Source organism: Patescibacteria group bacterium (assembly GCA_041665345.1).
GTDB lineage: Bacteria > Patescibacteriota > Patescibacteriia > PEXW01 > PEXW01 > JBAYJA01.
This window is the reverse complement of sequence record JBAYJA010000001.1, coordinates 549,542-571,877: the sequence shown is the minus strand read 5'-3', so window position 1 is coordinate 571,877 and position 22,336 is coordinate 549,542. Positions and strand designations below refer to the sequence as shown.

Below are 22,336 nucleotides of genomic sequence, written 5' to 3'. Positions count from 1 at the left end.
CAGTAGAATAACTTGAGGACAGAAAGTGAGAGGAGAAAGTATGGGATTATCTGATTCGGTTTGGGATCGTGGCTGGTCCCGGGCTCAAACACCCAGTATGTCGGAGCGGACGTACATCTTTGCGGTGACATTCTTTACCTTATTGGGACTCATCGCGTCCGCGTTGATGGCGTATCAGTGCTTGGCATGGCAACCACACTGGTTGATGGCTATTGTCATCGGCCTCGGGATTCCCATTGCCGGAATAATCATTTCAGTCAACAGCCGTAACTGGGTGATTTCCTTCCTTGGCTACCTAATGGTAGTCATTCCGCTTGGGGCACTCTGTGGACCTACGGTTGCTCTCTATAAAACAGATGTGGTCATCAATGCCTTGTTGATGACAATCGGCGTTTCGACGATTATGTCGATCATTGGCATCATCTACCCAGGCTCGCTTCAGCATTGGAGTAAGTACCTTTTTGCGGGTTTACTGGTCCTACTCGCAGGACGTCTCCTCGAAGTCTTCTTTGCCCCAATTGTCGATGTCACCGCAGCCGTCCCCTGGTGGGTAAGTATCCTTGATTACGGTGGTGCCATACTCTTCACCTGTTACATCATGTTCGACTGGAATCGCGCGTTGGAGCTAGATTACACACTTGATAACGCTGTAGACGTTTCAGTTGCAATCTACCTGGACATTGTGAATCTCTTTTTGCACCTCCTCCGGATTTTTGGTCGCTCTGACGACTAATACCGGTCTTCTACAGGCTCCTTGTAAAAAAACGGACACCACTATGGTTGTCCGTTTTTTTTGGCTTTTCCATTGTCAATGGTGTAGGCGTTTCAACTCAAACTTTCGTAGTAAATCAGTCTACTTCAACTTCACCCAATCCTTGGCATTCTCTTGGCTTGTCGTAAAAGCTTCGCCATTGCAGGTTAGAGAGTCTGCATCCCGGGCGGCTTTAGAGATAATTGCATTTGCTGGGGTGACACCCCGTGCTGCCCATGCTGCGAGTTGCTGCTCATTCATCACCTCGAACATCGAGAGAAGCGAAGGACGTTGAGCGCCAAACTTCTCCACCGCAATGTCAAAACCTTGCACTGCTTTAATAGTCCCAATTTGCTGACCGGCAGCTACATTATCCCCCACCTTCAGCGTGGCCAAAGGGTAAATATGAAAAAGTCGAATGTTATAGTCTGAGGCCATGCCGGGTGCAATGTGGATCTGCTTACCCAAAGGGAATTGCTCAGTTTGGATTTCCCGGATAGTTCCAGTGGTTGGACTGTAAACCGGAACCGTGGCTGGGTACTTCTCATTCAATAGCTCGTCGGGTGTGAGTAGCTGCCGGGTCTTTGGGTCAAGGTAGTGTTTCATGCTCCGACAAGTTTCGGTTCCGTCGTTGAAATCATGCCCGGAGCCAGACCGAAACTTGGAAATTTGCCCGACCAAATTTACGGGTAAAACATCAGCAGTCAAAAAATGCGTGTCAGAAACAACCTGTGCATTGGCGTTTGCGCTGTGCGGATTTTCATTTGTTTGCGCAGTATTCACCAAAGCAGAACTATTCTGGTTCTGGGTCGTTGCAACTTGCTTGGTGCAGGCTGCACCTATGAGGAGGAGAAGGCTGACGCTGAGGAGAAGATAGAGTTTTCGCATATGGATACGATGGAACGAACTTTACATTTCTAAAGAAATATTCTTCGCACTCATGAACGTCTTAACGTCTTTTTGTTTTTCAGCTGGAATCTCCAGGACGTACTTTAGATCATCGCCAAAAAAAGTGGTGCCGCCTGCCCCAGCAAAAACTGACTTCTTCGCCGATTTTTGGTGTAAATGAATATCGACGGTACCAAGACTGTGGTTTATTTTTTTGACCAGAGAATCTAATGCTTTTGGAGTGATTACTGAGTAATGATCAACTTTTTCCCAGGGTATATATGTATCTTTCCTCCCCCCATGAAATTGCATACTCACGCCAGTCTGCGAAAAAGTAAGGGTTCGGTGGTAACGCGCGCTTTGGAACCACGGAACCAGAAAATGAACAACGTAGAAGAGTGCCGGTGCCAAAAATAGAAGAAAAATAATTGCTAGACCAGACCAGCTTACAAAAACATCTGACAACGGTGCATCTTGGTCACTGGGGACAAATTGTAGTCCAATCCCGGTAACAATAAGCATCCCAATGAACAAAGTTCCTGCACCTACCCAGTACCCTAAAAATGGTTCCGGAGGTAAAGAAAATGTTACCAACTCCTTTGTAGCGACACGTTCTCCGTCTGCCACGGTCTGCAATACCGGTTGAATATCATTTAAGCGCCAGCCTTGCCCCTTTAGTTGTGTAATGATATTAACCTCGGACATGCCGGCCTGTTTCGCGGTCTTCACCCAATTCGTTAATGTGTCATTCATACAGTAAGTGCAACATGGCGTTGCTTCAGTTTAAGTTTGTTGAGATGAGCCTTTGAGTCCCGGCACTGACAATTTTCGGCATGTCCTGTGTGCCAGGTAATTCTCTGCTTCAGCGTTGCGTTCTTTGGCATTCGATGTGCTTTGTGCCAAATGGCGTTGATTTTCATAGCTCCGTATACTTCTTATCCGTCCCTTTTGCCTTTTCCACGGGGTACTTCAGACCACTCTTCTTCAACTTCTCTTCCACGATCTCCTTCACGTCAAAACCCATCTGGTGCGCCAAGTTGAGCGCGTAAATGAAGACATCTGCAAGCTCATCCCCAATATCTTCCCGGTTTTCGTCCTGGTACTCCTTTGTCCCGCCCTTTTGCCATTGAAACTTTTCTAGTAGCTCTGCTGCCTCAATGGCCAAAGAAATAGCCAGTTCTTTTGGTTGATGAAACTTCGCCCAGTCTCTCGCATCTCGGAAAGCAATAATTCGCTTTTGGAGGTCCTTGATATCATTTTCCATATGCGTATCATCTCATTGTTACGATGAGAAATCAACAACCCAAAAACCGCCCCAATCCATGAGGCGGCTGGGAAACTGAGAATGGCCTAACCTTCAAGTTTCGTCAGAGATCCATGCAGTTTCTTCCGGCCCGCCTGGATCCAAACGTAGAGAATGGGCAGGACAATGAGGGACAGGAAACCGGAGAGAGCAATACCACCAATAATTACCACGGCTAAGCCGCGCCAGAATTCTGACTCAATGGCCAGAGGCAAAAGCCCGCCAATGACTACCAGTTTTGTGAGGACAATGGGACGGAAGCGAACGCCGGTGGCTTGGATAATGGCCTCCTTCGCGGTGTAGCCACGTTCCTTGACGAGCTGGTTGGCGTAGTCCATGAGGAAGATACCTACACTTACCACAATCCCCACCAGAATAGTAACGCCAAGCACTTCCAGGAAGCCTAGGTCAGACCCGGTGAGTAGCAGCGCCGGGAAGACGCCGGTGAGCGAAAGCGGCACGGTGATGAGCATGATGAGCGGCTGAGAAAAGGACTTGAACTGCAGCACCAGGAAAATGTAGGTGAGCAGAATGGCCGCAGCCAGCGCCATGCCCAAGTCTTTGAATGACTTGGCAATGTCGTCAAAGTCTCCACGGGAATCTCGGCTATCAATCCCCAACTGCTCCAACTTCTCATCGGTCAGGTAGTCGTTCAGCTTCTGCTGGACGGCCACCAAGTTCTTGCTGTCATCAATCCGGGCCCGGACGCTGACGTAGCGCAGACCGTCAAACCGCTGGATAGCACTGACTGTTGATTCTTGCTGCACCGTCGCCACGTCACGAACGCGGACCGTTTGGCCTGTGCGGCTACTAACCAGTGGCAGGTTGCGGATGGCTTCCAAGTCTTTGGGTACAGCCCCGTTCTTCAAAATGACGTCGGCTGAGCCACCTTCGCCCGTGAACTTGGTCACCGTGGTTTCACCGATTACTGCTTTCAGCTGTTGGCCAATTTCAAAGCTGGACAAACCCGCTACTTGCACTTTCGTCCGATCCAGAGTCACCCGAACTTCGGATTCGCCTTTCCCGGTGTAGCCATCATCCACCCGGATAATGTGCTCCAACGAGCGCAGGTGGTTGCCAATATCCACCGCGGCTTTTTCCAGAATCGTCGGGTCATTATCATTCAACTGAACCTGGATTTGGTAGTCCGCTTCAGGTGGACCCACGCCCAGCTCACCCACCAGCACATCATCCAAGTGCGGCACAGCTGCAACATTTGCTTTCAAACGCTCCACAATCTTTTTACTAGTATTCTCCGCATCCCGTTCGGCTTTCGCTTGTAGTTCAGCGAAGAGGAAAAGGTTATCCCGGCTCTGCTGGTAGTAGAAAAATTTTGCCACTCCTGGCTCGTCCAGCAAAAGCGCTTCCAGGGCAGTACCTGTGGCCGACCGATCAGCGAAAGTCAACCCTTTGGTAAAGCGTGCATCAATAGAAATGTAAGGATTATCATTCGCTTTGGAAAATTGCACCACTTGCACTTTGCCAGAGCCCACAATAGAGACTGAGGCCATGACTAAAATGAGTGCCACGACAATAGTCGTAATCTGCCGCCACTTTGCTTTCAACAACTTTTGGCTTACGGACATGAACCAGCGGGCAACAGGCCACAGTCCTTCATCTTCGGCAGCTATAGCCTGATCCCCGGCTTTCACCCGCCGCGGCCGCATGAGCCACTTGGAAAGCATGGGCAGAATGGCAATGGGGATGAGGTACGAGGCAATAAGCGCGGGAATGACAGTAAGCGGAATGTACGTAATAATTTCCCCAAAGATACCAGACACTACTCCAAAGGGCAGGAAGACAATGATGGACGCTAGCACCGCCATGAACAGTGACGCGCCATACCGTCGGCCAGATTCCAACACGGCATCCGTAGCACTATGCTGCAGATCCCGGTAGCGTTGAATAGCCTCAATCATGATGATCGCTGGGTCCACAATTAACCCCAGCACCAAAATGAGAGAGAATAACACTATGGTGTTCAGCTGCGTGCCAGTGATGGCCAAAGCCGTGAACGTGAAGAGCATGGACAGCGGAATGGCCAAGGCGGCCACAATGGCAGTACGCCAGTTCACAAACACCAGCATGACCAGGAAAAGGAGCTGAATCCCCCCAAGGAAGTACGCATTGGCTGGCGATCCAACTGCGCCATCTAAAATTTCGCCTATCTGGTTCTTCGTGTCACGCGCCGTGTCGCTGAGCTCAACCACGTCCACCTCTTTCGCCAATGTGTTTGCGTCTCGCATTTCTGCCAGGTGGGCATCAATGGCGGCCTTGGTTTTAATGACATCAGCATCATTCGTCACCATAATATTCACCAGTACACCAGGCCGGCTCACGAGCTGATTATTGGTAATGTACCCAAACCGATCAATGTTTTCCTCGGTTGCAAAACCCCGGGTGACCTTGGCAATATCTTGAACCCGAATCGGCTGCTTGGTTTGCGGGTTTACACCCAAAAGCAAATTCGAAATATCTTCCAATCTGCTATAGGCGCCAATCGTTACGATGGACTGCGCTTTCCCATCCAAATCCAAAGTGCCGGCAGGAAAATTGACGTTCGCGCCCTGGAGTGCCAGCTGGAGAATTTGCAGGTTGACCCCAGCCTGCGACATCTTTGCTGGATCAAAGGTAATGTGAATCTGCTCCGGGGCATCAGCAGCCAGCGTGACAGACTTCACTCCTGGGACATCGCTCAATGCATGGATGACGTCACTAGCAACCTGACGAATCGTGTCTATCTTTTGGCTCTCGTGCGTAATACCGAAGATGAAGGCTGGGCCACTGGTGGAGAACGTCTCTACTTTTGGCGCCTCAGCATCGTCTGGCAACTCGGCCTGGATCGCCTGGACTTTGGATTGCACGTCTTGGGTGGCGGTATCCAAATTCACCGATTCTTCCAAGGTAACCACAACATTAGAAAAACTGTTGGCAGACGTTGAGGACGTTTCTTTCAGGCCTTTGACATCTTTCACCGCCGCCTCAATCACGCTTGTCACCTGCCGTTCCATTTCCTCTGCCGTGGCTCCAGGAAAAAGTGTCTGCACCAAGACTATTTTCGGACTTACCTGAGGAAAGCCTTGGCGCTGAAAGTGTACTAAAGCAAAAAGTCCGCCAATAACAATGGCGCCAATAATGACCCACACCAGCCGGGAGTTGTGCAAGAAGTACCGGACAAGTTTCGCGTTCCAATCGAACGGATGCTCTTTAAACGAACCGGCCTGCTGCCCTGGATTTTCCATATGGTATTCAGTAAGCGGAGAAAAAACATGTTCAGGTGATAGTTCACCTTCACTGTAGCCCCATGGTGCCATACCCCTGCGGAAGAATCAAGCCTGAGCAAACGACGTTGACAGAAGCCTAAAACTCGACCTAGAGTGAATGCAAAAGACAGAAACAAAAGGAGATTGCGCATGCGAAAACCAAATTTGAAAATGAAAATATTCTGCCCCCGGCACGGTACTATTCTGCACGCGGTGACAACGTGGTACGACCTGCGAGAATTGGAAGGAGTACATCCCAATGATGTAGATCCATCCTTCACGCACTACGCCGCGGTTCGGGGGGAAAGTCCAACCTGCGGTTGCGTCTGGCTGGCCTACGCTACCCAGCAAAAAAGCACGAAAACCTTGCGTATGCTGGATCAAGCACCAACACCGGAGACGGTTCTGGAACTCCTCAAAAAGCCCTTGGACGTCCTCATTCGAAGCTGCGGCACTCGAGCCAAGGCTGCATTGGTGGATATCACGAAAAACCGCAGGCAGACGCGCTAAATCTCCGTAGCTGGGTTGTGTACCTCTGACTGCAGGCGAAAGGAATACAAAGCCGAAGTCCTATATCTGTCATATTTTTCGTTTAGGCGCCCAAAGCACAGGTACGTCTTTGCACTGACCCTGTGTGGGTGTCTATCAGCCTCTACATATGTGGAAGGCAGCCCCGGTAGCTTGCTACTGGGGTATTTTGTTCTTGACATAGGAAAGCACTTTGCTACACTGAAAACCTGTTCATTCCGTATTTTTGGCTCCATTGACGCACAGACTGTATTTGGACTCCAGCTGTGGGAGCCTTTCAACCTTGTAGAATATGGGATGCAGCCCCCGGTAGACACCAACTACCGGGGTATTTTTTCACAAAAAGCGCCGGGGGTGAGCCAGCTGTAGCAATCGTACCGTACGGTTCTCAACTTCTGGGAAAGCTCCAACCCCTGTGCTTACGCAAGATTCAGGCAATCAATAAGATAGTATTGACGGGCTAGCCTTACTATTATAAAATGATTTGAATATCACGCATTTCCAAAAGAGGAAAAATGAAAATCAAAAAAATGCACTTTATACGTTTTGAATTGCTGGTGATGCTTGCCGTTATGCGAAACAACAAAAACGCTTACGGCATAAGCATCCGCGAAGACATCGGCAAGTTCGCAAACATGCCAACTGTCGGCGCGCTATACACAACCCTCAATCGGCTTGTGAAAAAAGGAATGCTGTCGAAGCAAACGAGACAACCTACCCCAACACGTGGTGGTCGTGCAAAAACGTATTTTGCACTTACAAAAAAAGGGCAAAGAATCACTCAGGCATCACTTGAGATAATTGCAAAGGCATCAAAAAAAGTGAGGAAAAATGAACCCTAAACAACTAGTCCAGCAGGTACGCGACCGGGATATTATGGAGTACACGCTAACAGGAGCCATTAATGACTATGTTGCGGATATACTTGATTTCGCCATAACGAATGAGGCAAACGAGTATACCCTGCATCTCGTAAACCTGACAGGCGTTACAGCCATTAGCGACTATGCGGTGGGCAAGCTCATTTTGATCCACAAGCTCCTGGGCAACAAAAAGCAGAAACTTGCCCTCACGCTTGGTGGTGAACACCCGCTCCTTATACAACTAGCATGCGCATTCTTGAATAAGGAAGTGTATATCTACCCTTCTGCAGAAAAGGCAGCAGAGGTGCTGCACCGTTCCCTTTCCGCTTCTGCATAACTCATCACTTACGGTTTTATACCAAACAAGCCCGACGAAACTTCGCCTGGGCTTCTTTTTATTTTTCCAATCTACTTCGCTCGGGCTTCAATTCTTTCGTAAATTTACACTATGGATAATTCATACAACCCAAAAATCCTCAAACTTGCCTTGGCGTTTAGTCAACGCTCTACCACAGCGGGAAAAAGTTTTGGAACTAACCTTCTGCTTTTTTTCTTCACAAAAAAGAGCCGGGGGTGGGCCAGTTGCAGCGATGGGAATCTGCAAACAACTGGTTGGGGCACCCCGCGGCTCAAAAGAAGCAAAACGTTTTTCAATCGTTACCGCTTGTGCGGCTGCAGCATGCTAATGCGGTTGCCTTCGGAATCAATAATGGATGCCCACAACCCAATCCCGGGAATGTCTTCCATCTTCCCAGAGATTTTTCCGCCGGCATCTTCCACAATCTTCATATGCGCTTGGATATCATCCACCTGAATGACAATGGACGGGTACTGTGAAAGCTTGTCCTCAGTCTTTTGGTAAAAACCACCGTTGATGGTCCCAGGTGCTTTCACCATCCGATTTTCATCAGTCTCCGTGGTGGTAACCACCACGTACTCCCCCATCTCCTTGCCCAGCTGCTGGGTTTGCCAACCAAAAACTTTGGTGTAAAACTCGGTCATCCGCTTTTTATCTTCGGCAGGCATTTCGAAGTGCACCACAGGGCACATTTTCATATGGTCGGTTGTTGAATACGAAGCTATGTGTCTACGATACCAAAAAATCCCCTGCCCGACAAACTCCTAGTGATTTGGTGGGAATTTTGTTCTTTATCCCCGTGGGTACTGCTTCTGCATAAACTTGTACGACTTCAAAATCGCGGCTTTCAGGACCACGAGATTTACATCAGACAACCGTTTGATGTACAAACAGCCTTTACTCGTGGTATGTGGTCCCAGGTTTTTTAGGTCAGCCGGCTTCAGGCCATGCATGATGTACAAGGTCAGATTCTGCTTCCGCGGTGAAAAGGCACTCAGCGGCCAATCACCTTCTTGGGTGCTGCGCGCAGACTTGTAGTGAAACATGCCGTAGCCCACAATAGCCGTGCCCCACATAGTTGGCTTTTTACCCGTCACCTCAGCAAACATTTTCACCAACACCTGGGCATCTTTGCGCCGCTTCACGTCAGGGACAGCCTGGATGAACTTGGACACACTGCCTTTGTTCTTCTTGGTCTTTATTTCGGGCATGGGTTTACTCTGCAGCTTTCTTCAGATCAGAAATGATAATCTTTTTCATTGGTAAGAATGCTTGCGTCACACGGTCAATTTTCGCCTGATTCCCGCTGGACATTACCTCATCCAGATACACCGGCGTGATTTGCCAAATCAATCCAAATTTGTCCTTACACCAGCCACACTGTTCAGACGCCGGAACGGCCGAGAGTTTGGACCAGTAGGCATCCAGCTCTTCTTGCGATTCACAGGTAATGATGAAGGAGATCGCTTCGTTAAACTTGAACAGGTCACCACCATTGATGGCGATGAACCGCTGGCCGTTCAATGCAAATTCGTAGACAAACGTGTCCCCGCCAGGCGTGGGTGTGTTGTGCAGCACGTAGGAGCTGAGGGTCTTGGAGTTCGGAAAAACCGAGACATAGTACTCAACCGCGGCTTTCACTTTCTCAGGCGTATCAAACCACAGATGTGGGGTAATGGGTTTCATTAGTGGGTTCATAGGATAGTGTTTTACCCTTGGATTGGCTCCAAGCTCTTGCAACCAATAATCTGGTCAGTCCCGTAGATGCTCTTATTTCCGCGATACGTTTCCCACGCGTCCTGTAGATTTTTGATGCGCTGCTGAAGGTCAACTTTTACGGTTGGGTCCAAATATTGGAAAGGGCAGACGTGCTGTGGGGGGTTGCCACCACGGAGAATCCCAATTTCTACCAGGCCAATACCAGGATAGTGCTGCGAGTCGTGAGTACTGACCTCGGCGATGATGTCGCCAGCCTTGACGTGATCGCCAACCTTGACGACGGGTTTGATGACGTGTTCCAGTTCGTAGATCCACTCACTCTCGCGTGATGAGGCAAGCATAATGGAGAAGTCATTGCTGTACAGCGTTTCAATACGGACGACTTCGCCATCCACAATAGCATGGACTTTGGTGCCTAGTGGCGCGCTGAAAGTTGGTTGTGGGTTTGGTTTATCCATCCGCGTTGAGGTATTTGCCCCTGGAATAATGTAGCCAAATTCGGACAGCGGCCGGTCGGTCCCCCCTAGCTTGGATTTGATAAACTTGATATCTCCCGCCATTTTGGTGGCTGAATCGTACGGACCAACGTTCAAACCCAGATGCTTTATTAGGAGGTCTGGTTGGTTGGGATCAGTCGTGACAGCGGTATTCGTGTTTGTGCCCTCATTCGTGTTCGAAAATGTGCTGGTGTTCGTGTTCGCAACCGGGGCATTTATCTGCTGGCTGGGTGTACTACACGCGGTACCCAGGAGAACGACAGCGACCAGAACGGAAAACATGTGTGCTTTTTTCATAAGCCGTAGTATAGCGTACGTTCTGTGATTGTTCAAAATATTTTTGAACGCTTCCTTTGTGGCCACATCTCTTCTTGGTCTTTCCTTCGGGCAAAAGTGCAAATGGAAAAGGCTCCCCGATAAAATCGAAGAGCCACTAGAACTACTCAAAACGGCTGATTTGCCGGTCGATGGCGTACAGAGGGACACCGTGCAGGTTACGCTCAGCCGCTTGCTGCGGATCTGGGTGCGGCAAGGTCACAATAGCAACCAGGTAGCCAGCCTGCTCAGCAGCCTCAACGTACCGTTGGTAATGTGTATACAGAATGTTCGTATTGTCACACACAATGACAGGCACGCCTGCTTGCAGACTTTCGGAAAAAGACTGGAAGTTTAGTTCATGGTATTCCGAAAGCTTCGCCGGGTCGAACGTATACACTCCCTCAACCATGAAGTAGTTGTCTGTTGCGTGGATTGTCCCTCCATTTTGAATGAGCTGCTTTGCTACCGTGGTCTTGCCGCTGCCAGACACACCACGCATAATGTATGCAATACGCATGCACTTCTCCTTCTTTCAGTTTCGATTTTTTAACACCTGACCGTACCATGGGTTGTCTGTTGTGTCAACCCGGATGGAAATGGCTTGGTTAAAAAAGCAAACCGACCCCCTACAAAGGAGGTCGGTTCTGCATTACCACTGCGATGCTAGATAATGCCCGAGAGGTGCAGGAAGTACAGGAATATCCCCAGGGGGATTATGAAGAGTGCCCAGCCCAGGCTTAAGCCAACTGGCGAGCCCCATTCATCCCATCTCCACCGTCGCCCTTTATGGTTCACCCAGTACTCCTCTTGCGGCGTCATACCGCCGTGGGTACTCTTGAACTCTGCTTCTTGGTCCATATGTGGGTAGAGTTAGTGAGCGAAGATCATCCACTCGACCTGACTAGTTGGATGATTGGGGCCCTTGTTGAGTAGAAATTGGACTCTTTTTTACGCATCCCAAGGGCAGGGCAAGAGTATGGATCCAATGTGTATTAGCGTACCAGATGTCTAAAAATATGCAAAAAGGCACAACCGTAGTTGTGCCTTTGTACCTCTTGCAATGTGCTAGCCGAGCGCACTAATTTTAATCCCATCAAACTCGCGGAGATCACCAGATCCTCCGTGCCAAGGAACATACCCGCCCTCCAAAGTGAGTTGAAATACTTCCACTTTGTACGTTTTGGCTATGCTTGTCAGCAATTCCCACATTGGATGGCCGGGAAAAATGCGTGCAGCAGAAGCATTGGCAAAACTTACTACCCACTTATAGGCAGGATTTGCAGAAATTTTCTCCGCATACTCTTCTGTCCGAAGAATCTCTTGTGCGCCTGTGTTGCACCAGACATGCCAATCCACTTCCCCACCTCGTTCGGGCTTATGTAGTCCCTCCGGGTAGCGCATTGATCCGAACATAAAACCTCCAATTATTTCAATGTAATGTATTTTTGATCTACTACACTATCATGGAAAGTAAAGAATGTCAAGCGTGCAGGTAAAATGAACACGCCCCCTAGGAATCAAAATATACCCTGTCTATTTCAGTGGGGTTATTATTCTCCACCGCAACTTTATTACTTCTTTTTCCCAAGAATCCACTTCTGCTTGCCCCCACACCAAATTACTCTAGACTATTTCCAATTCGCTTCTTCAATTGCGTAAAGGCACGACTACGTAATTTTACATTTACCTCTCTATGACGCGCGTCTTTTTCGGCCTTATATGCCTCATAGTATACGATCTCAAATGGTCGTCTGCTTTTCGTCGAAAAGACTTTACCTTCATTGTGCTCCTTAAAGCGTCGTCGAAGGTCATTCGTTGATCCAATATACAGCTTATTATCCTTGTGACTTTTTAAGATATAAAGATAAAACATAATTTGGTGTGGGGGTATACCCCTAAACTTTATATCCCCGTTTCAAAAGTATCCCTTTGACTGATGGGCTTATTTTTTTATCTTTCCGGTGCGTACACCCAATCCAACAGCACGGTCGGCGCATCCCCTCTTTAAGCTCGGAAACCACACGTACAATATGCTCCTTCCGCTTCTCTGGTGACTTCACAAATTCCACCCAGCAAATCCACTCATTCCGGGCCAGCGGGGTAATGTCTTCCCACAAATGCAAAGCAGCTTTGTCAGCAAGCAGAGCTTTCTGCAAATCCAAGGGCATTTTGTGGGCGACACCGCCGGAGATTTTTGGTTTGGTCATAGTGATTACTCTGAAACAACGCGAAGATTCTACCTTCGCGCCGCTACAGCCATGACATCAAAGTACTTGTTGAAGCTCATTCCTGCTGCTTCTCTCCCCAGGAGCTCTTCGCATACCCCACTACGCACCCGAGTGAGTTCGCGGCGACGTGGTCCGTGCCAGCGGTTATCAGTAATCGTCAAATCCAGAAGCTCAAGGAGCCGAGAAAAAGCTTTACCAAAAAACTGTTCGTTCCCCTGCTCCTTCCACTTTCGTGCTCGGCTGTACTCACTTCCAACGTTCCCAAGCTGTTCGGCTAAAGTCATATTTTGCCACCGTCCCTGCGCCAGGTCATGATGCTGTGCTTGGCTCATTGGACAAGGTGCTTCTGTACAACTGCCAGAATCTTTTTCTGGAGATCCTCATTTTCAACCCCGCGGGACGAATTTCCTTGGCTGGGACGAATATTGATCATTGAATCGAATTCAACCATACCCGGGAAATCCATTGATGGGTAGAGGTTTATGCCCCACAAATTTGCCTGCACGGAGCCATGATCCAGGAGAAACGCTTCAATATCCGCATGGAGCTCTCCGCCAAGTGCCAAAAGCCCCTGCGCAACGTCCACAACACCTTTCACCATATCACCAAAACGTTCGTTTGCAATTTCTTGCAACTCGGCTTTCGTCAGTGCTGTCGTTAGTAGTTGAATTTGCGCCATAGTGTGCATGTAGCTATAGCATACCGGCTCTCTCTTGTCACCTTCCCCTCCCGTGCGAATTGAAAACTTCGTTATTGGTGCTAACGGTCAACCCTTTCCCTAATGCTATTGACAAATAATCAATTTGTGCTATTGTTTTTGATTACGAAACGAAGAAACCAAGCACCAACACCTAATATCTAGGAGGCACCTTGAAAAAGAGTACAATTCTACTGACCCTGCTTTTCGCCGCAATGTTCGCAAGCATTTCGCTAGTTGGCTGCAGCGGGAGTTCTGAAGGAGAGGCGAAAGCTGAATCCACTGACAACATCACGTTGGTCAATCTTCTGCAGGCGGCACGAATGGAAAGCGCCGAAGTCAAAGTGATCTACTCAACCGAAGTACCGGATTCATGCAAAGACAAGGAAGCGAGTCTGATCATTGGCACGGTATCTGGAGCCACGAATAGACTCGTAACGGAAGACTACGAAGACACCGACGATCTTGTTGATGCGGCAGGAAGAGTTGGTCATACTGTTTATTGCGAGCGAGTAAAAAGGATTTACCTTTCATTCATTCGCCCAGGAAAGACCAAATGGGATGAAGAAATGATACTCGTCGAAGACCTGACTCCCTCCCAGAAAGCTCTGTTTGACTTTTTGAATAAGTAAGCCACTTCGGTCAAATCAGCACATTTCAGCCCCCGTTGAGTTTTTCAACGGGGTGCTTTTTATTGAGTAAAACGGATTACATACAAACGGGGAATGTTAGACAGCCTTTTTCTTCTTCATCTTCCAGAACCAGTATACCCCAAAAAGCACCAGGAGCAGCCCAAGTCCTTGGGCGCCAGGACTATCATCAGCTCCGCCGTAGATAAAGAGAAATACTCCGAGCAGTATTGCGAGGATGGAGAGGGTTATTCTTTTCATTAATCCAAAACCGTTACTTCGATAGCAGACCCAATATTGGGATGGCCATCAGCACCGATGACAACACTGAGCGGCTCGTTTGCCAGCTGGCGCCGATTGCTATCCGTATACCCCCGCACGCCCAGCTGAACTGCGCCCTTCCCCTTCAGCTCTTCGTAGCTGAAACCAGTCCGGTAATCACACTCCTTGCGGGCGAGCCGGGCAAAGAGATTTATTTCTGACAAATAAAACCCTGCTTCGTACGAAGTATCTTTTGCCACACCATCGGCAAAGTTGAGCTTCATAATCACATCAGATTTATTTACCCAGCCACATACTTTATCTGTATCGCTTGCGACACTTGCATTACTGTTCTCATTCGCTGTCGCCACGGCCTGATTTATGGTATTCACCACACCAGTAGTATTTGTCGTGTTCGTTGTGCTGCCAGACGTACAGCCGGAGAGGAGAAGGGCAAATAGCACGGTGCTGAGGAAACAAATTGTTTTTTTCATAGGCGTTAATAACCAATTAAGCTTGCTAATTAATCACCAGCGTTTGGCTAACGGCGTTGGCTGAATGGAGTTTGACGCATTGTCCGGCACCATCAGCCAAAAAAGTGAATGTTTATGTCCCCACGGTCCCCGTTTCCAGCGGCCCGGCAGGCTCATAGGTGGCTAAGATTATCCCCGAGGTCCCAATCTTTGCCTCAACCAGTTTCCACGTCGCCGGCTGGGTTCCCTGTTCGAACAATTTCTTGCCAGAGCCAATGGTCAGTGGATGGATCCAGAGGTGCATCCGATCGATCAACTGGTGCTTAAGCAAGGTCTGAATAAGGCTCCCACTGCCATGCACCCAAAGATCCTTGCCCTCCATGGCTTTGAGTTTTGCAATTTCGGCTGCAACATCGCCAGACACCACCACGGAATTATTCCACGTGGGCTTGAAATCAGGATTGTGTGAAACGACGTACTTTCTGGTTGCATTGAATGGCTCGGCCACAACCGGCACACTCGTATTCGAGGGCCAGTACGCTGCGAAGATATCGTAGGTTTTTCGGCCAAGGAGCAGTTCGAACGGCTGCCCCAGCCATTCGCCCATAGTCTTCATGAGCTCACCATCCACGAACGGCGCTTGCCATCCACCAAACGCAAACCCACTGGCTTTATCCTCATCTGGGCCGCCCGGCGCTTGCATGACCCCATCAAGGGTAATGAATGTCGTTGTGACTATTTTACGCATACAGTTGGTTGTTAAGCAATGTAAAGCTGAGCCTTCTTAATCAATCACGAGCGTTTGAGCGACGGCGTTGGCGGAATGAAGCTTGACGCATTGTCCGGCACCATCAGCCACGACCCATACATGTCCGACCCAGGTGGCTTGGTCTTTTTTGCTATGCGCTTTCACGTCGGTATAAAACTTCCGCGCCCCGTTAAAGTCGAGCCAGTAAACTTTCAGGTCAGCGCCAGTTTGGTTATCAAATGTAATCGTCGCCGCGTTTGTGCTGGCCGGAGATTTAATATGCCCTTCTTGCGGACATCCGGATTCGGTAGGTGCGGTGCCTTGATTCACTATAGTATTGACCACAACCGGCGTGTTAGTCGTTGGAGTATTCTTTGTGCATGCCGTGGCGGTCAGGAGAAGAGTGATGATGGCGATGATTGTGAGGGGATATTTCATGGGGTTGAAGTGGGGTTTTGGGCATGAGCCTAGATTTTTTTATACTAGTATGCCTTTAAAAATATTTTCTAATTCAAGCCGTTTGTTCTCATAGACGGGTTCTATTTTCCAGCTTAAAAATCTTGTATGACAAAAATCAATGACTTCTTCCACTTTTTCCTTTCCTGACAACCCTAGGTAACACTCAAGGGACCCTAATTTTAATATGTAATTCTTAGACGCTTTGAGGCTATCAATAGCTGACGAAATCTCACTAAACTTTACGTTATGATTCTTGATCAATTCTTCAGTTATTCCGCAATAATCAGTTTGAGTCTTGCTTGTAAGATTCGCCATTTCTTGTACATTTTCAATTTTAAAGTTAGCGATATTGTCCCAATCTGCCACAAAAGAGACATCGACTTTAAAATCTTCTAAAAACTTTCTCCATCTTTTACTACTTCCTTTCCCACTAATATTAAAAACTTCATAAGTTTTTAACTGTTGACTTTGTAGAGATGGGAATTCTGTTTTCAGATATTCTTCAATGAAGTACCTATAAAAAAACTCGTCAGACTCGCCTTCGACTAGAATTGCTTTTTCAGAGAAAAAGATCTTTGAAGAATTTGTATAATCCAGAATTTTGATTAGTTCATATTCTGAACTCGTGATCTTTGGATTAATAATTTTTGTCTCTTTCTGGTCCATAAAAAATCGATATGTGTCCTTAATAGTTTCAGAATTTACAAAAATTGGGGAGTGAGTAGCGATAACAAATTGTATGTTCTTTTCTTCCTTTAATTCTTTAATAAGTTTTAAGTACTTTTGTTGCATTTGAGGATGCAAATGAAGTTCTGGCTCATCAATTATTATAGAACCGTTATCAAGATCGTATCCAAACAAAGTAAAAATAAGGTGTACTATACTTTTTTGGCCTGAACTTAAACCGGAGAAATTCACCCTTTGACCACCTGCGTTATTGTCGGAAAAAAACATTTCATAGCTTAAATCCCTATATTCTGGATCAGTGATTTCTAGGGTTATACCTAAAAAAGAATTTAACTTTTCATTAATTTTCTTTAGCAATGGGAAGCTTTTTATTAACTCGGGTGCTTTTTTAACAGTTGCTTCCGGATTATGTATTAAACGATGGTATTCATTTGCTACTTTTCGGCGAACAAGTTCCATGACAGCTGGTTCGTTATTGTCACCACTCTTAGTATTTTCATTTAATCGCCTCTCATCCAATGCCCTAAATTGAGCCTCGGGATCAGGATTAACATCGACTGATTCATTAAAGCTATGGTAATTCCTGTAGCTTCCGAGCAAAACGAAATTTTCGTTTATTTCTTTCCAAGAAGTTCCCCGCTCTCCTATCTCATAACTGTTATGAATATATATAAGCCTTTTTAAAAGTTTAAAAAATTGAAGGTATTCACTCGCAAGCTGCTTTTCTGGGGTATTTCCATTTACGTTTACAGTATAGGTATTTGTCGGTGAATTATCTTCAATTGTTAACTCTAACTTGTGAATTTTGGCAAGTTCGTTTAAATCAAAACTGGTTGAGAATTTATGAATCACCGGAGTGCCTGAACTTCCATACCTATCAATCATTTCATTTATTTGTTCAATATTGTGTCCAAGAAAGATTATGTTTTCCTGGTCTTTATCGCTTAGTTCAATCTCTATAATTACTTTTTTATCCATCTGGGTTGAATAATAATTTTTTTCAATATAACTAGTGGGGCTTTTTTGTGGTGTCTGGATTGTTTGCCCTAAGCCATTCTTATTACCAGTCCTTTTAAATTGATTTAGAGAGCTTTCATTAAAGACAATAGGCTGAAACAGAACCCTTTGGAAAATCTGGTTGATTATTTCAATAAAATTACTTTTCCCCGACCCGTTTGGACCAATCAAAATATGCTGACTTCCTCCTGATCGTTCGCCTTGAAAGGTAATAGTGGGAGTAGAAAATGCTTCCTTATGAGGAAAACTAAGGATATTAGATATTGAAACAGAAGTAATCTTCATAAAGCTAGTCTACTCTAAATACTGCCGATAAATCAAAGCCTGCCGGCGAGACGAAAACCAACCAAAACAACCCTCTCCTACCTCAATCCCTGCTCACAGCCTTCCCCTCAACCGGACCTCGACGGACTTTGCTATAGAGCTTTTTCTTGAGCTGCTTGATGCCTTGGTTTTCTTGGTCTTGAGTTCGATCATGCCCCCATTCTCCCCCTTTCCTAGCCAAAAATCAACTACTGACCTTGCCATAAGTGTAAATCACAGGTAATCTTTACGAAAGCAAAAACTCAAAACAAAGCATCTTCCCAGGAGGAAAAGTGAACCCTATCTCCATTAGGATCAAGCCGGGGGAAATCCCGTTGACCCATGCATACGTCACATCGACTAACGGCACGATCAGCCGCTCCGATCTCTTAGCCCGCGCAGAAACGGTCCAGTATTGCCTGGCATTAAGCGGCAAGGACTATTCTCCGCACAATGCGTGTGAACTTATCATGCGTGCGGTAATCGCGCTGATGACACCGGAGGGACCGAGCAATTCACCGGGCTATATCGTCAATAAGCTCGAGAACGGCTTGGGCGGTCTCGGCTATTACCCGCTTGACGGCGTGCGTGACGCTCCTCCCCAATCAGTCATACCAGGGCTCTATGTGAATGGTACCGTTTCTGACGATGCATACGAGTACTACCGTGATTCCATGACTGGTGAGTCCATTGGGTTCATAGGGGTCCTCGACAATCTCGATCTGCTCATTGAGTGCCTCGGCAAAACCGAGCGCTATGCCTGCGACAAGGTTGCATTCAACCTTGTCAAAGCCGTCAGGCTACTCGTCGAAGAACACCCGAACGATCGCCTCGCCGCAATTGAGCTTCTCCTGTGGAAAGCAACCCAGGAGCTCGGGTGGCACCTCGACATTGCTCCATGGTACCAACACAAATTGACCCAGGGGGTCTAATACACCTCCCAGAATTTACATCCCATCACCCGATGGGATTTTTTTACCCTCACTTCTCCTTTTCCGAGGCAAAATCGATCGGCTATACCAATTTACTACATTTTCGACTTTGCGAGTTTCCATACATCCTTCACAGAATCTTTGCTTATCCCTCCGAAGCCTGCATTAAAAAGTCGTCCAGGCACCCACATCCCCCTCACACCCTTCACCAGCAACCTCTTCCACAAATCCCAGTCCTGGTACCGTTTCAAGCTCTCATCAAAGCCAATACAGTTCTCTCTCCGCAGCAAGGACATGGTGGAAATGTAGTTGGCTTTTTGCAAACGCTCTGAATCAAAATCAAACAAATCAAACGTATGCCAGCCAAACTTGAAGTCACTGTAGGCATAGCCGGCCTCAGGGTGCAGGAGCAAGGCTCGAGTCATATTTTCCAGCATGGTTGGCTGCAGCTGCACATCGGCATCACAGTACAGCACAAAGTCCCCTGTGGTTTTGGCAAACCCGGCATTCCGAGCGGCAGGGGCGCCTTTGTTCTCCTGGCGGATAAGCTGCACGTCAAACTTCTTCGCGATTTCGGAGGTGTCGTCAGTAGAACCATCATCCACAACGACAATCTCTGCTGGCTTCAAGGTTTGGGCATTGAGGTTGTTGAGGGTGGTGGCAAGCGTCTTGGCACTGTTAAAGGCTGGAATTACTACGCTCACTTTCACCTTGGGAACTTTTGTGACAGTAGTGAGTAGTTCCACAATCCGGGTACGGCGGGTTTCCCACTGGAAATGCTCAACGGCAAACTTCCGGGCGCGGTCACTGTAACGTTGGAGTTTCAAGGGATCAGCCAGCAGCGGTTCCACGGCTTTGGCAATTTCATCCGCTTCCCCGGGTTCTACCAACTCGCCGGTCAAACCTTTTTCCAGGGTTTCGGGAATGCCGCCGGTGTTGCTGGCAATGACTGGTAGCCCGTGCATCTGCGCTTCCACGCTCACCAAGCCAAAACCTTCCACATTCCCCCGCCCGCCTTCGGTACTGGGGAACAGGAACAAATCAGCGGCAGCGTAGACAATGCTGGTATCTTCTACGTTGTTCAGGACGTGTACCTGCGCTTCCAGCTTGTGCTTGGCAATCCGCTGCTGAATACTCCCCTCTTCTGACCCGCGGCCAACAATAAGGTAGTGCAACTTGGGAAAGGTTTGCACAAGCTGCGCCACGGCGTCGACAGCCAGGGTATGGCCTTTACGGTTCGCTAATCGGCCCACGGTGAGCAGCACCTGGCTATCAGCAGGTAGTTGTAATTTTTGCCGAGCCTCAGCTTTGCTCAGGACGTCAATGGGAATCTCTGCCCCAGGCGTCAGGACGGTTCTGCGGCTTTCCGCCACCCCCAAGCGCTTCAGGTGCTCGTTTGTAAACTGGCTATTGGCGACCACCAGGTTTGCACTCCGCAAGTGACGACGCAACCACCACCGGCGGAAGCCACCAGCAGTGTCATAGCTCAGGACATCGTACCCATGGGTGATAACCACGACTTTGGTGCCAAACTTCTTGCGTGCATTGAACGCGCCTGCGAGGTATGGAGCGTAGTGGCCCAGCACAATGACGTCGTACTTTTGCTCGCTAACGAGCTTTGGAATCTGCCACAGAGTCTGCAGCCAGCGGGGGCGGATTTTCCCAGTGAGCAAGGGCTGACGAATAAGCTTCCACTTGGGGACCACGTCTGCCCCGGGTTCGGTGAGCACATCAACGTGGAGAGCAGCTTGGTCTCCAAACAGCGTGGCCAAAAACTTCTCCACGCCGCCGTAGGCTGGGAGAAAGGTAGTGGTGAGGAGGAGCACCTTCATGGGTGTCTACTTCCCGGCTGCAGGTCCGTCAGCTTTGGCAATGGCAGACTTGCGCCGAATGATTTTCCAAATGGCAGCCAGCTCTTCCCGCTTCACACCTTTGAAGTACAACAGACCGGCCACGTAGATGATGACGAAGAGCAAGGTCCACAGCACCACGTCAGCCCGCCGGCCGCTGACGAAAATGGGGAATGCATTCCGGATGGGGAAAATGGCAGCGCCGGCCACGACCGCTGACAGGTAGACCCGGCCCAGGCGGTGCAGCAAACGGCGCCAGGGCACGTCAATGACCCCTTTGGTCCAGTACATGCCCATGCAGAACAAGACGGTGCCGCTAATGAAGGTTGCCACAGCTGCGCCCATGTACGAGTACCGAGTGATGAGCAACGTATTGAGGGAGAGGTTCACCAAGACAGTGATGCCCATGCTGATGGTATTGAACCGGGTGCGGTTGCTAGCATTCAGCAAAGTACCCACCGGGAAGTTCATGAAGATGACCGGCAAGCTGAGGATGAGGATCCGAAGGGGGTCTGCGGACGGAGCAAAGAAGTCTTTGAACGCCAGGCCCACAAAGCTACTCGCGAGCACGAAGATGCCCAAGGACATGGGCACGCTAATGATCATCATGTACACCATTGCGCGCTCAAAGGTGTCAGCTAGTTTCTCCTTGGAACTTACGTAGAAATTGCTCATGGCTGGGTATAAACCCGCGGCAAAGGCGGAAGGGAGGAACTCCAGGGCGAACGTCAACTTGTGCGCCACGGCGTAGTACCCAACCGCAATAGAACCCTTCTGGATGAGCAGCAAGTACCGGTCGGTGTAGGTGTAGACTTTCACCAGCATGGCAGCAATGGCGAACGGGACAGCCAGTTTGAGCAACTCTTTGACCAGCACCACATCCCAGTATAACCGCGGCCAGACTTTGGCGAACCGGCGCAGGGCGTAGGTGGACCAGGCGAAGTTTGCAGCAGAACCCAGCAGGGTGGCAAAGAAAATGCCGCGCAGACCCAGGTCCAGGCGCAGGGTGGTGTAGCCAATGCCCACGGCCAGGACTTGGTTGATGATCATGCCCATGGCCTCGTACTTCATGTTCTGCAAACCCCGGAGCACGGCGAAGAACGTGAGGGTGAACGTGTCAAAGCCAACGATGAGCGCAACGAGGTAGAGCGAAGACTGCACGTCCTGGCTGAAGTTCCCAAAGTTGGTGACAAACCCAAAGGCAGTCATGACCACCAGGGTGAACAGGAGCTTAAGCCCCAGCACGTTGCCCAGAATGGATTTCATCCGCCCAGGGTTGCGGGCAATTTCCCGGGTGACCACCTGGGACAAGGAGAAGTCAATGAGGATGAGGGCAATGGGAATGAGCGACTTGAGCGGATCGTACTCCCCAGACCGGGACACGCCAATGTGGTTGACGACGACCGTGTAGTAGACAAAGGAGATAACCTTCTGCAGCACAAAAGCCCCCGTCAGGTACGACGTGTTCCGCAAAATGCGACTTTGGCCGCTGTTGGTTTCGGTTGTAGGTTCGGGCTTGGTCATAGGGAATCACCAGCACCGACAGTGCGCCAGTGGCGCATGG

Annotated in this window: 28 protein-coding genes; 6 read left to right on the top strand and 22 right to left on the bottom strand. The window is 48.7% G+C overall.

Annotated elements, in window-relative coordinates; genetic code table 11:
• Positions 1–40: 40 nt before the first annotated feature.
• Entirely contained in the window at positions 41–733 is a 693-nt protein-coding gene (locus WCV85_03025; GenBank protein MFA6473823.1) for a Bax inhibitor-1 family protein, read from the top strand.
• A gap of 120 nt (positions 734–853) precedes the next feature.
• Here WCV85_03025 and WCV85_03020 read toward each other — a convergent pair whose 3' ends face one another.
• The 4 genes from WCV85_03020 to WCV85_03005 all read right to left on the bottom strand — a co-directional run bounded on the left by WCV85_03020 (position 854) and on the right by WCV85_03005 (position 6,184).
• The gene (locus WCV85_03020) at positions 854–1,639 is read right to left on the bottom strand and encodes a hypothetical protein (GenBank protein MFA6473822.1); all 786 of its coding nucleotides are present in this window, start codon (positions 1,637–1,639) and stop codon (positions 854–856) included.
• A gap of 21 nt (positions 1,640–1,660) precedes the next feature.
• Positions 1,661–2,392, bottom strand: coding sequence for a hypothetical protein (locus WCV85_03015; protein MFA6473821.1), 732 nt, complete (start codon positions 2,390–2,392; stop codon positions 1,661–1,663).
• 163 nt (positions 2,393–2,555) lie between these two features.
• Positions 2,556–2,903 (bottom strand): nucleotide pyrophosphohydrolase, encoded by a 348-nt coding sequence (locus tag WCV85_03010; GenBank protein ID MFA6473820.1) that lies wholly within the window; start codon positions 2,901–2,903, stop codon positions 2,556–2,558.
• Between the two features lie 86 nt (positions 2,904–2,989).
• Entirely contained in the window at positions 2,990–6,184 is a 3,195-nt protein-coding gene (locus WCV85_03005; protein ID MFA6473819.1) for an efflux RND transporter permease subunit, read from the bottom strand.
• A gap of 171 nt (positions 6,185–6,355) precedes the next feature.
• Between WCV85_03005 and WCV85_03000 the strand changes: the two genes are divergently transcribed.
• The 3 genes from WCV85_03000 to WCV85_02990 all read left to right on the top strand — a co-directional run bounded on the left by WCV85_03000 (position 6,356) and on the right by WCV85_02990 (position 7,933).
• Positions 6,356–6,715 (top strand): hypothetical protein, encoded by a 360-nt coding sequence (locus tag WCV85_03000; GenBank protein ID MFA6473818.1) that lies wholly within the window; start codon positions 6,356–6,358, stop codon positions 6,713–6,715.
• 533 nt (positions 6,716–7,248) lie between these two features.
• On the top strand, positions 7,249–7,575 hold the full coding sequence (locus tag WCV85_02995; protein ID MFA6473817.1) for a helix-turn-helix transcriptional regulator: 327 nt from the start codon (positions 7,249–7,251) through the stop codon (positions 7,573–7,575).
• Positions 7,565–7,933 carry a hypothetical protein gene (locus WCV85_02990; GenBank protein ID MFA6473816.1) on the top strand — a complete coding sequence of 123 codons (369 nt, stop codon included), beginning with the start codon at positions 7,565–7,567 and terminating at the stop codon, positions 7,931–7,933. Before WCV85_02995 ends, WCV85_02990 begins: the two co-directional genes overlap by 11 nt.
• A 320-nt stretch (positions 7,934–8,253) precedes the next feature.
• On the opposite strand, the gene WCV85_02985 is transcribed toward WCV85_02990, so the two are convergent.
• From WCV85_02985 to WCV85_02935, 11 genes are all read right to left on the bottom strand, one after another.
• Positions 8,254–8,652, bottom strand: a complete 399-nt coding sequence (locus WCV85_02985; GenBank protein ID MFA6473815.1) for a VOC family protein — start codon at positions 8,650–8,652, stop codon at positions 8,254–8,256.
• 93 nt (positions 8,653–8,745) lie between these two features.
• The gene (locus WCV85_02980; GenBank protein ID MFA6473814.1) at positions 8,746–9,165 is read right to left on the bottom strand and encodes a DUF1801 domain-containing protein; all 420 of its coding nucleotides are present in this window, start codon (positions 9,163–9,165) and stop codon (positions 8,746–8,748) included.
• Between the two features lie 4 nt (positions 9,166–9,169).
• The gene (locus WCV85_02975; protein MFA6473813.1) at positions 9,170–9,652 is read right to left on the bottom strand and encodes a VOC family protein; all 483 of its coding nucleotides are present in this window, start codon (positions 9,650–9,652) and stop codon (positions 9,170–9,172) included.
• An 11-nt stretch (positions 9,653–9,663) separates the two neighbouring features.
• On the bottom strand, positions 9,664–10,467 hold the full coding sequence (locus WCV85_02970; GenBank protein MFA6473812.1) for a M23 family metallopeptidase: 804 nt from the start codon (positions 10,465–10,467) through the stop codon (positions 9,664–9,666).
• Positions 10,468–10,609: 142 nt separating this feature from the next.
• Positions 10,610–11,005, bottom strand: coding sequence for an ATP-binding protein (locus WCV85_02965; GenBank protein MFA6473811.1), 396 nt, complete (start codon positions 11,003–11,005; stop codon positions 10,610–10,612).
• A 146-nt stretch (positions 11,006–11,151) separates the two neighbouring features.
• Positions 11,152–11,346 carry a hypothetical protein gene (locus WCV85_02960; protein ID MFA6473810.1) on the bottom strand — a complete coding sequence of 65 codons (195 nt, stop codon included), beginning with the start codon at positions 11,344–11,346 and terminating at the stop codon, positions 11,152–11,154.
• 207 nt (positions 11,347–11,553) lie between these two features.
• Positions 11,554–11,901, bottom strand: a complete 348-nt coding sequence (locus WCV85_02955) for a hypothetical protein (protein ID MFA6473809.1) — start codon at positions 11,899–11,901, stop codon at positions 11,554–11,556.
• A 205-nt stretch (positions 11,902–12,106) separates the two neighbouring features.
• Complete coding sequence (locus WCV85_02950) at positions 12,107–12,361, bottom strand: GIY-YIG nuclease family protein (protein MFA6473808.1); 255 nt, start codon at positions 12,359–12,361, stop codon at positions 12,107–12,109.
• 22 nt (positions 12,362–12,383) lie between these two features.
• Positions 12,384–12,695, bottom strand: a complete 312-nt coding sequence (locus WCV85_02945; GenBank protein MFA6473807.1) for a YdeI/OmpD-associated family protein — start codon at positions 12,693–12,695, stop codon at positions 12,384–12,386.
• A 29-nt stretch (positions 12,696–12,724) separates the two neighbouring features.
• A complete protein-coding gene (locus WCV85_02940) occupies positions 12,725–13,048 on the bottom strand; it encodes a hypothetical protein (protein MFA6473806.1) in 324 nt (107 codons plus the stop codon).
• A complete protein-coding gene (locus tag WCV85_02935; GenBank protein MFA6473805.1) occupies positions 13,045–13,395 on the bottom strand; it encodes a DUF5674 family protein in 351 nt (116 codons plus the stop codon). Before WCV85_02935 ends, WCV85_02940 begins: the two co-directional genes overlap by 4 nt.
• 191 nt (positions 13,396–13,586) lie before the next feature.
• Between WCV85_02935 and WCV85_02930 the strand changes: the two genes are divergently transcribed.
• Positions 13,587–14,045, top strand: a complete 459-nt coding sequence (locus WCV85_02930; protein MFA6473804.1) for a hypothetical protein — start codon at positions 13,587–13,589, stop codon at positions 14,043–14,045.
• 96 nt (positions 14,046–14,141) lie between these two features.
• Here WCV85_02930 and WCV85_02925 read toward each other — a convergent pair whose 3' ends face one another.
• The 5 genes from WCV85_02925 to WCV85_02905 form a co-directional block, all read right to left on the bottom strand.
• Entirely contained in the window at positions 14,142–14,303 is a 162-nt protein-coding gene (locus tag WCV85_02925; GenBank protein ID MFA6473803.1) for a hypothetical protein, read from the bottom strand.
• Positions 14,303–14,797 (bottom strand): hypothetical protein, encoded by a 495-nt coding sequence (locus WCV85_02920; GenBank protein MFA6473802.1) that lies wholly within the window; start codon positions 14,795–14,797, stop codon positions 14,303–14,305. Before WCV85_02920 ends, WCV85_02925 begins: the two co-directional genes overlap by 1 nt.
• Positions 14,798–14,909: 112 nt before the next feature.
• Positions 14,910–15,524: a dihydrofolate reductase family protein gene (locus tag WCV85_02915; GenBank protein ID MFA6473801.1), complete on the bottom strand. Its 615-nt coding sequence runs from the start codon at positions 15,522–15,524 to the stop codon at positions 14,910–14,912.
• Between the two features lie 36 nt (positions 15,525–15,560).
• Complete coding sequence (locus WCV85_02910) at positions 15,561–15,962, bottom strand: hypothetical protein (GenBank protein ID MFA6473800.1); 402 nt, start codon at positions 15,960–15,962, stop codon at positions 15,561–15,563.
• A 39-nt stretch (positions 15,963–16,001) separates the two neighbouring features.
• Positions 16,002–17,972, bottom strand: a complete 1,971-nt coding sequence (locus tag WCV85_02905; protein MFA6473799.1) for an AAA family ATPase — start codon at positions 17,970–17,972, stop codon at positions 16,002–16,004.
• A gap of 311 nt (positions 17,973–18,283) precedes the next feature.
• Between WCV85_02905 and WCV85_02900 the strand changes: the two genes are divergently transcribed.
• Positions 18,284–18,922 carry a hypothetical protein gene (locus tag WCV85_02900; protein MFA6473798.1) on the top strand — a complete coding sequence of 213 codons (639 nt, stop codon included), beginning with the start codon at positions 18,284–18,286 and terminating at the stop codon, positions 18,920–18,922.
• 95 nt (positions 18,923–19,017) lie between these two features.
• On the opposite strand, the gene WCV85_02895 is transcribed toward WCV85_02900, so the two are convergent.
• Positions 19,018–20,754 carry a glycosyltransferase gene (locus tag WCV85_02895; protein ID MFA6473797.1) on the bottom strand — a complete coding sequence of 579 codons (1,737 nt, stop codon included), beginning with the start codon at positions 20,752–20,754 and terminating at the stop codon, positions 19,018–19,020.
• A 6-nt stretch (positions 20,755–20,760) separates the two neighbouring features.
• The gene (locus WCV85_02890; protein MFA6473796.1) at positions 20,761–22,296 is read right to left on the bottom strand and encodes a flippase; all 1,536 of its coding nucleotides are present in this window, start codon (positions 22,294–22,296) and stop codon (positions 20,761–20,763) included.
• Positions 22,297–22,336 lie beyond the last annotated feature (40 nt).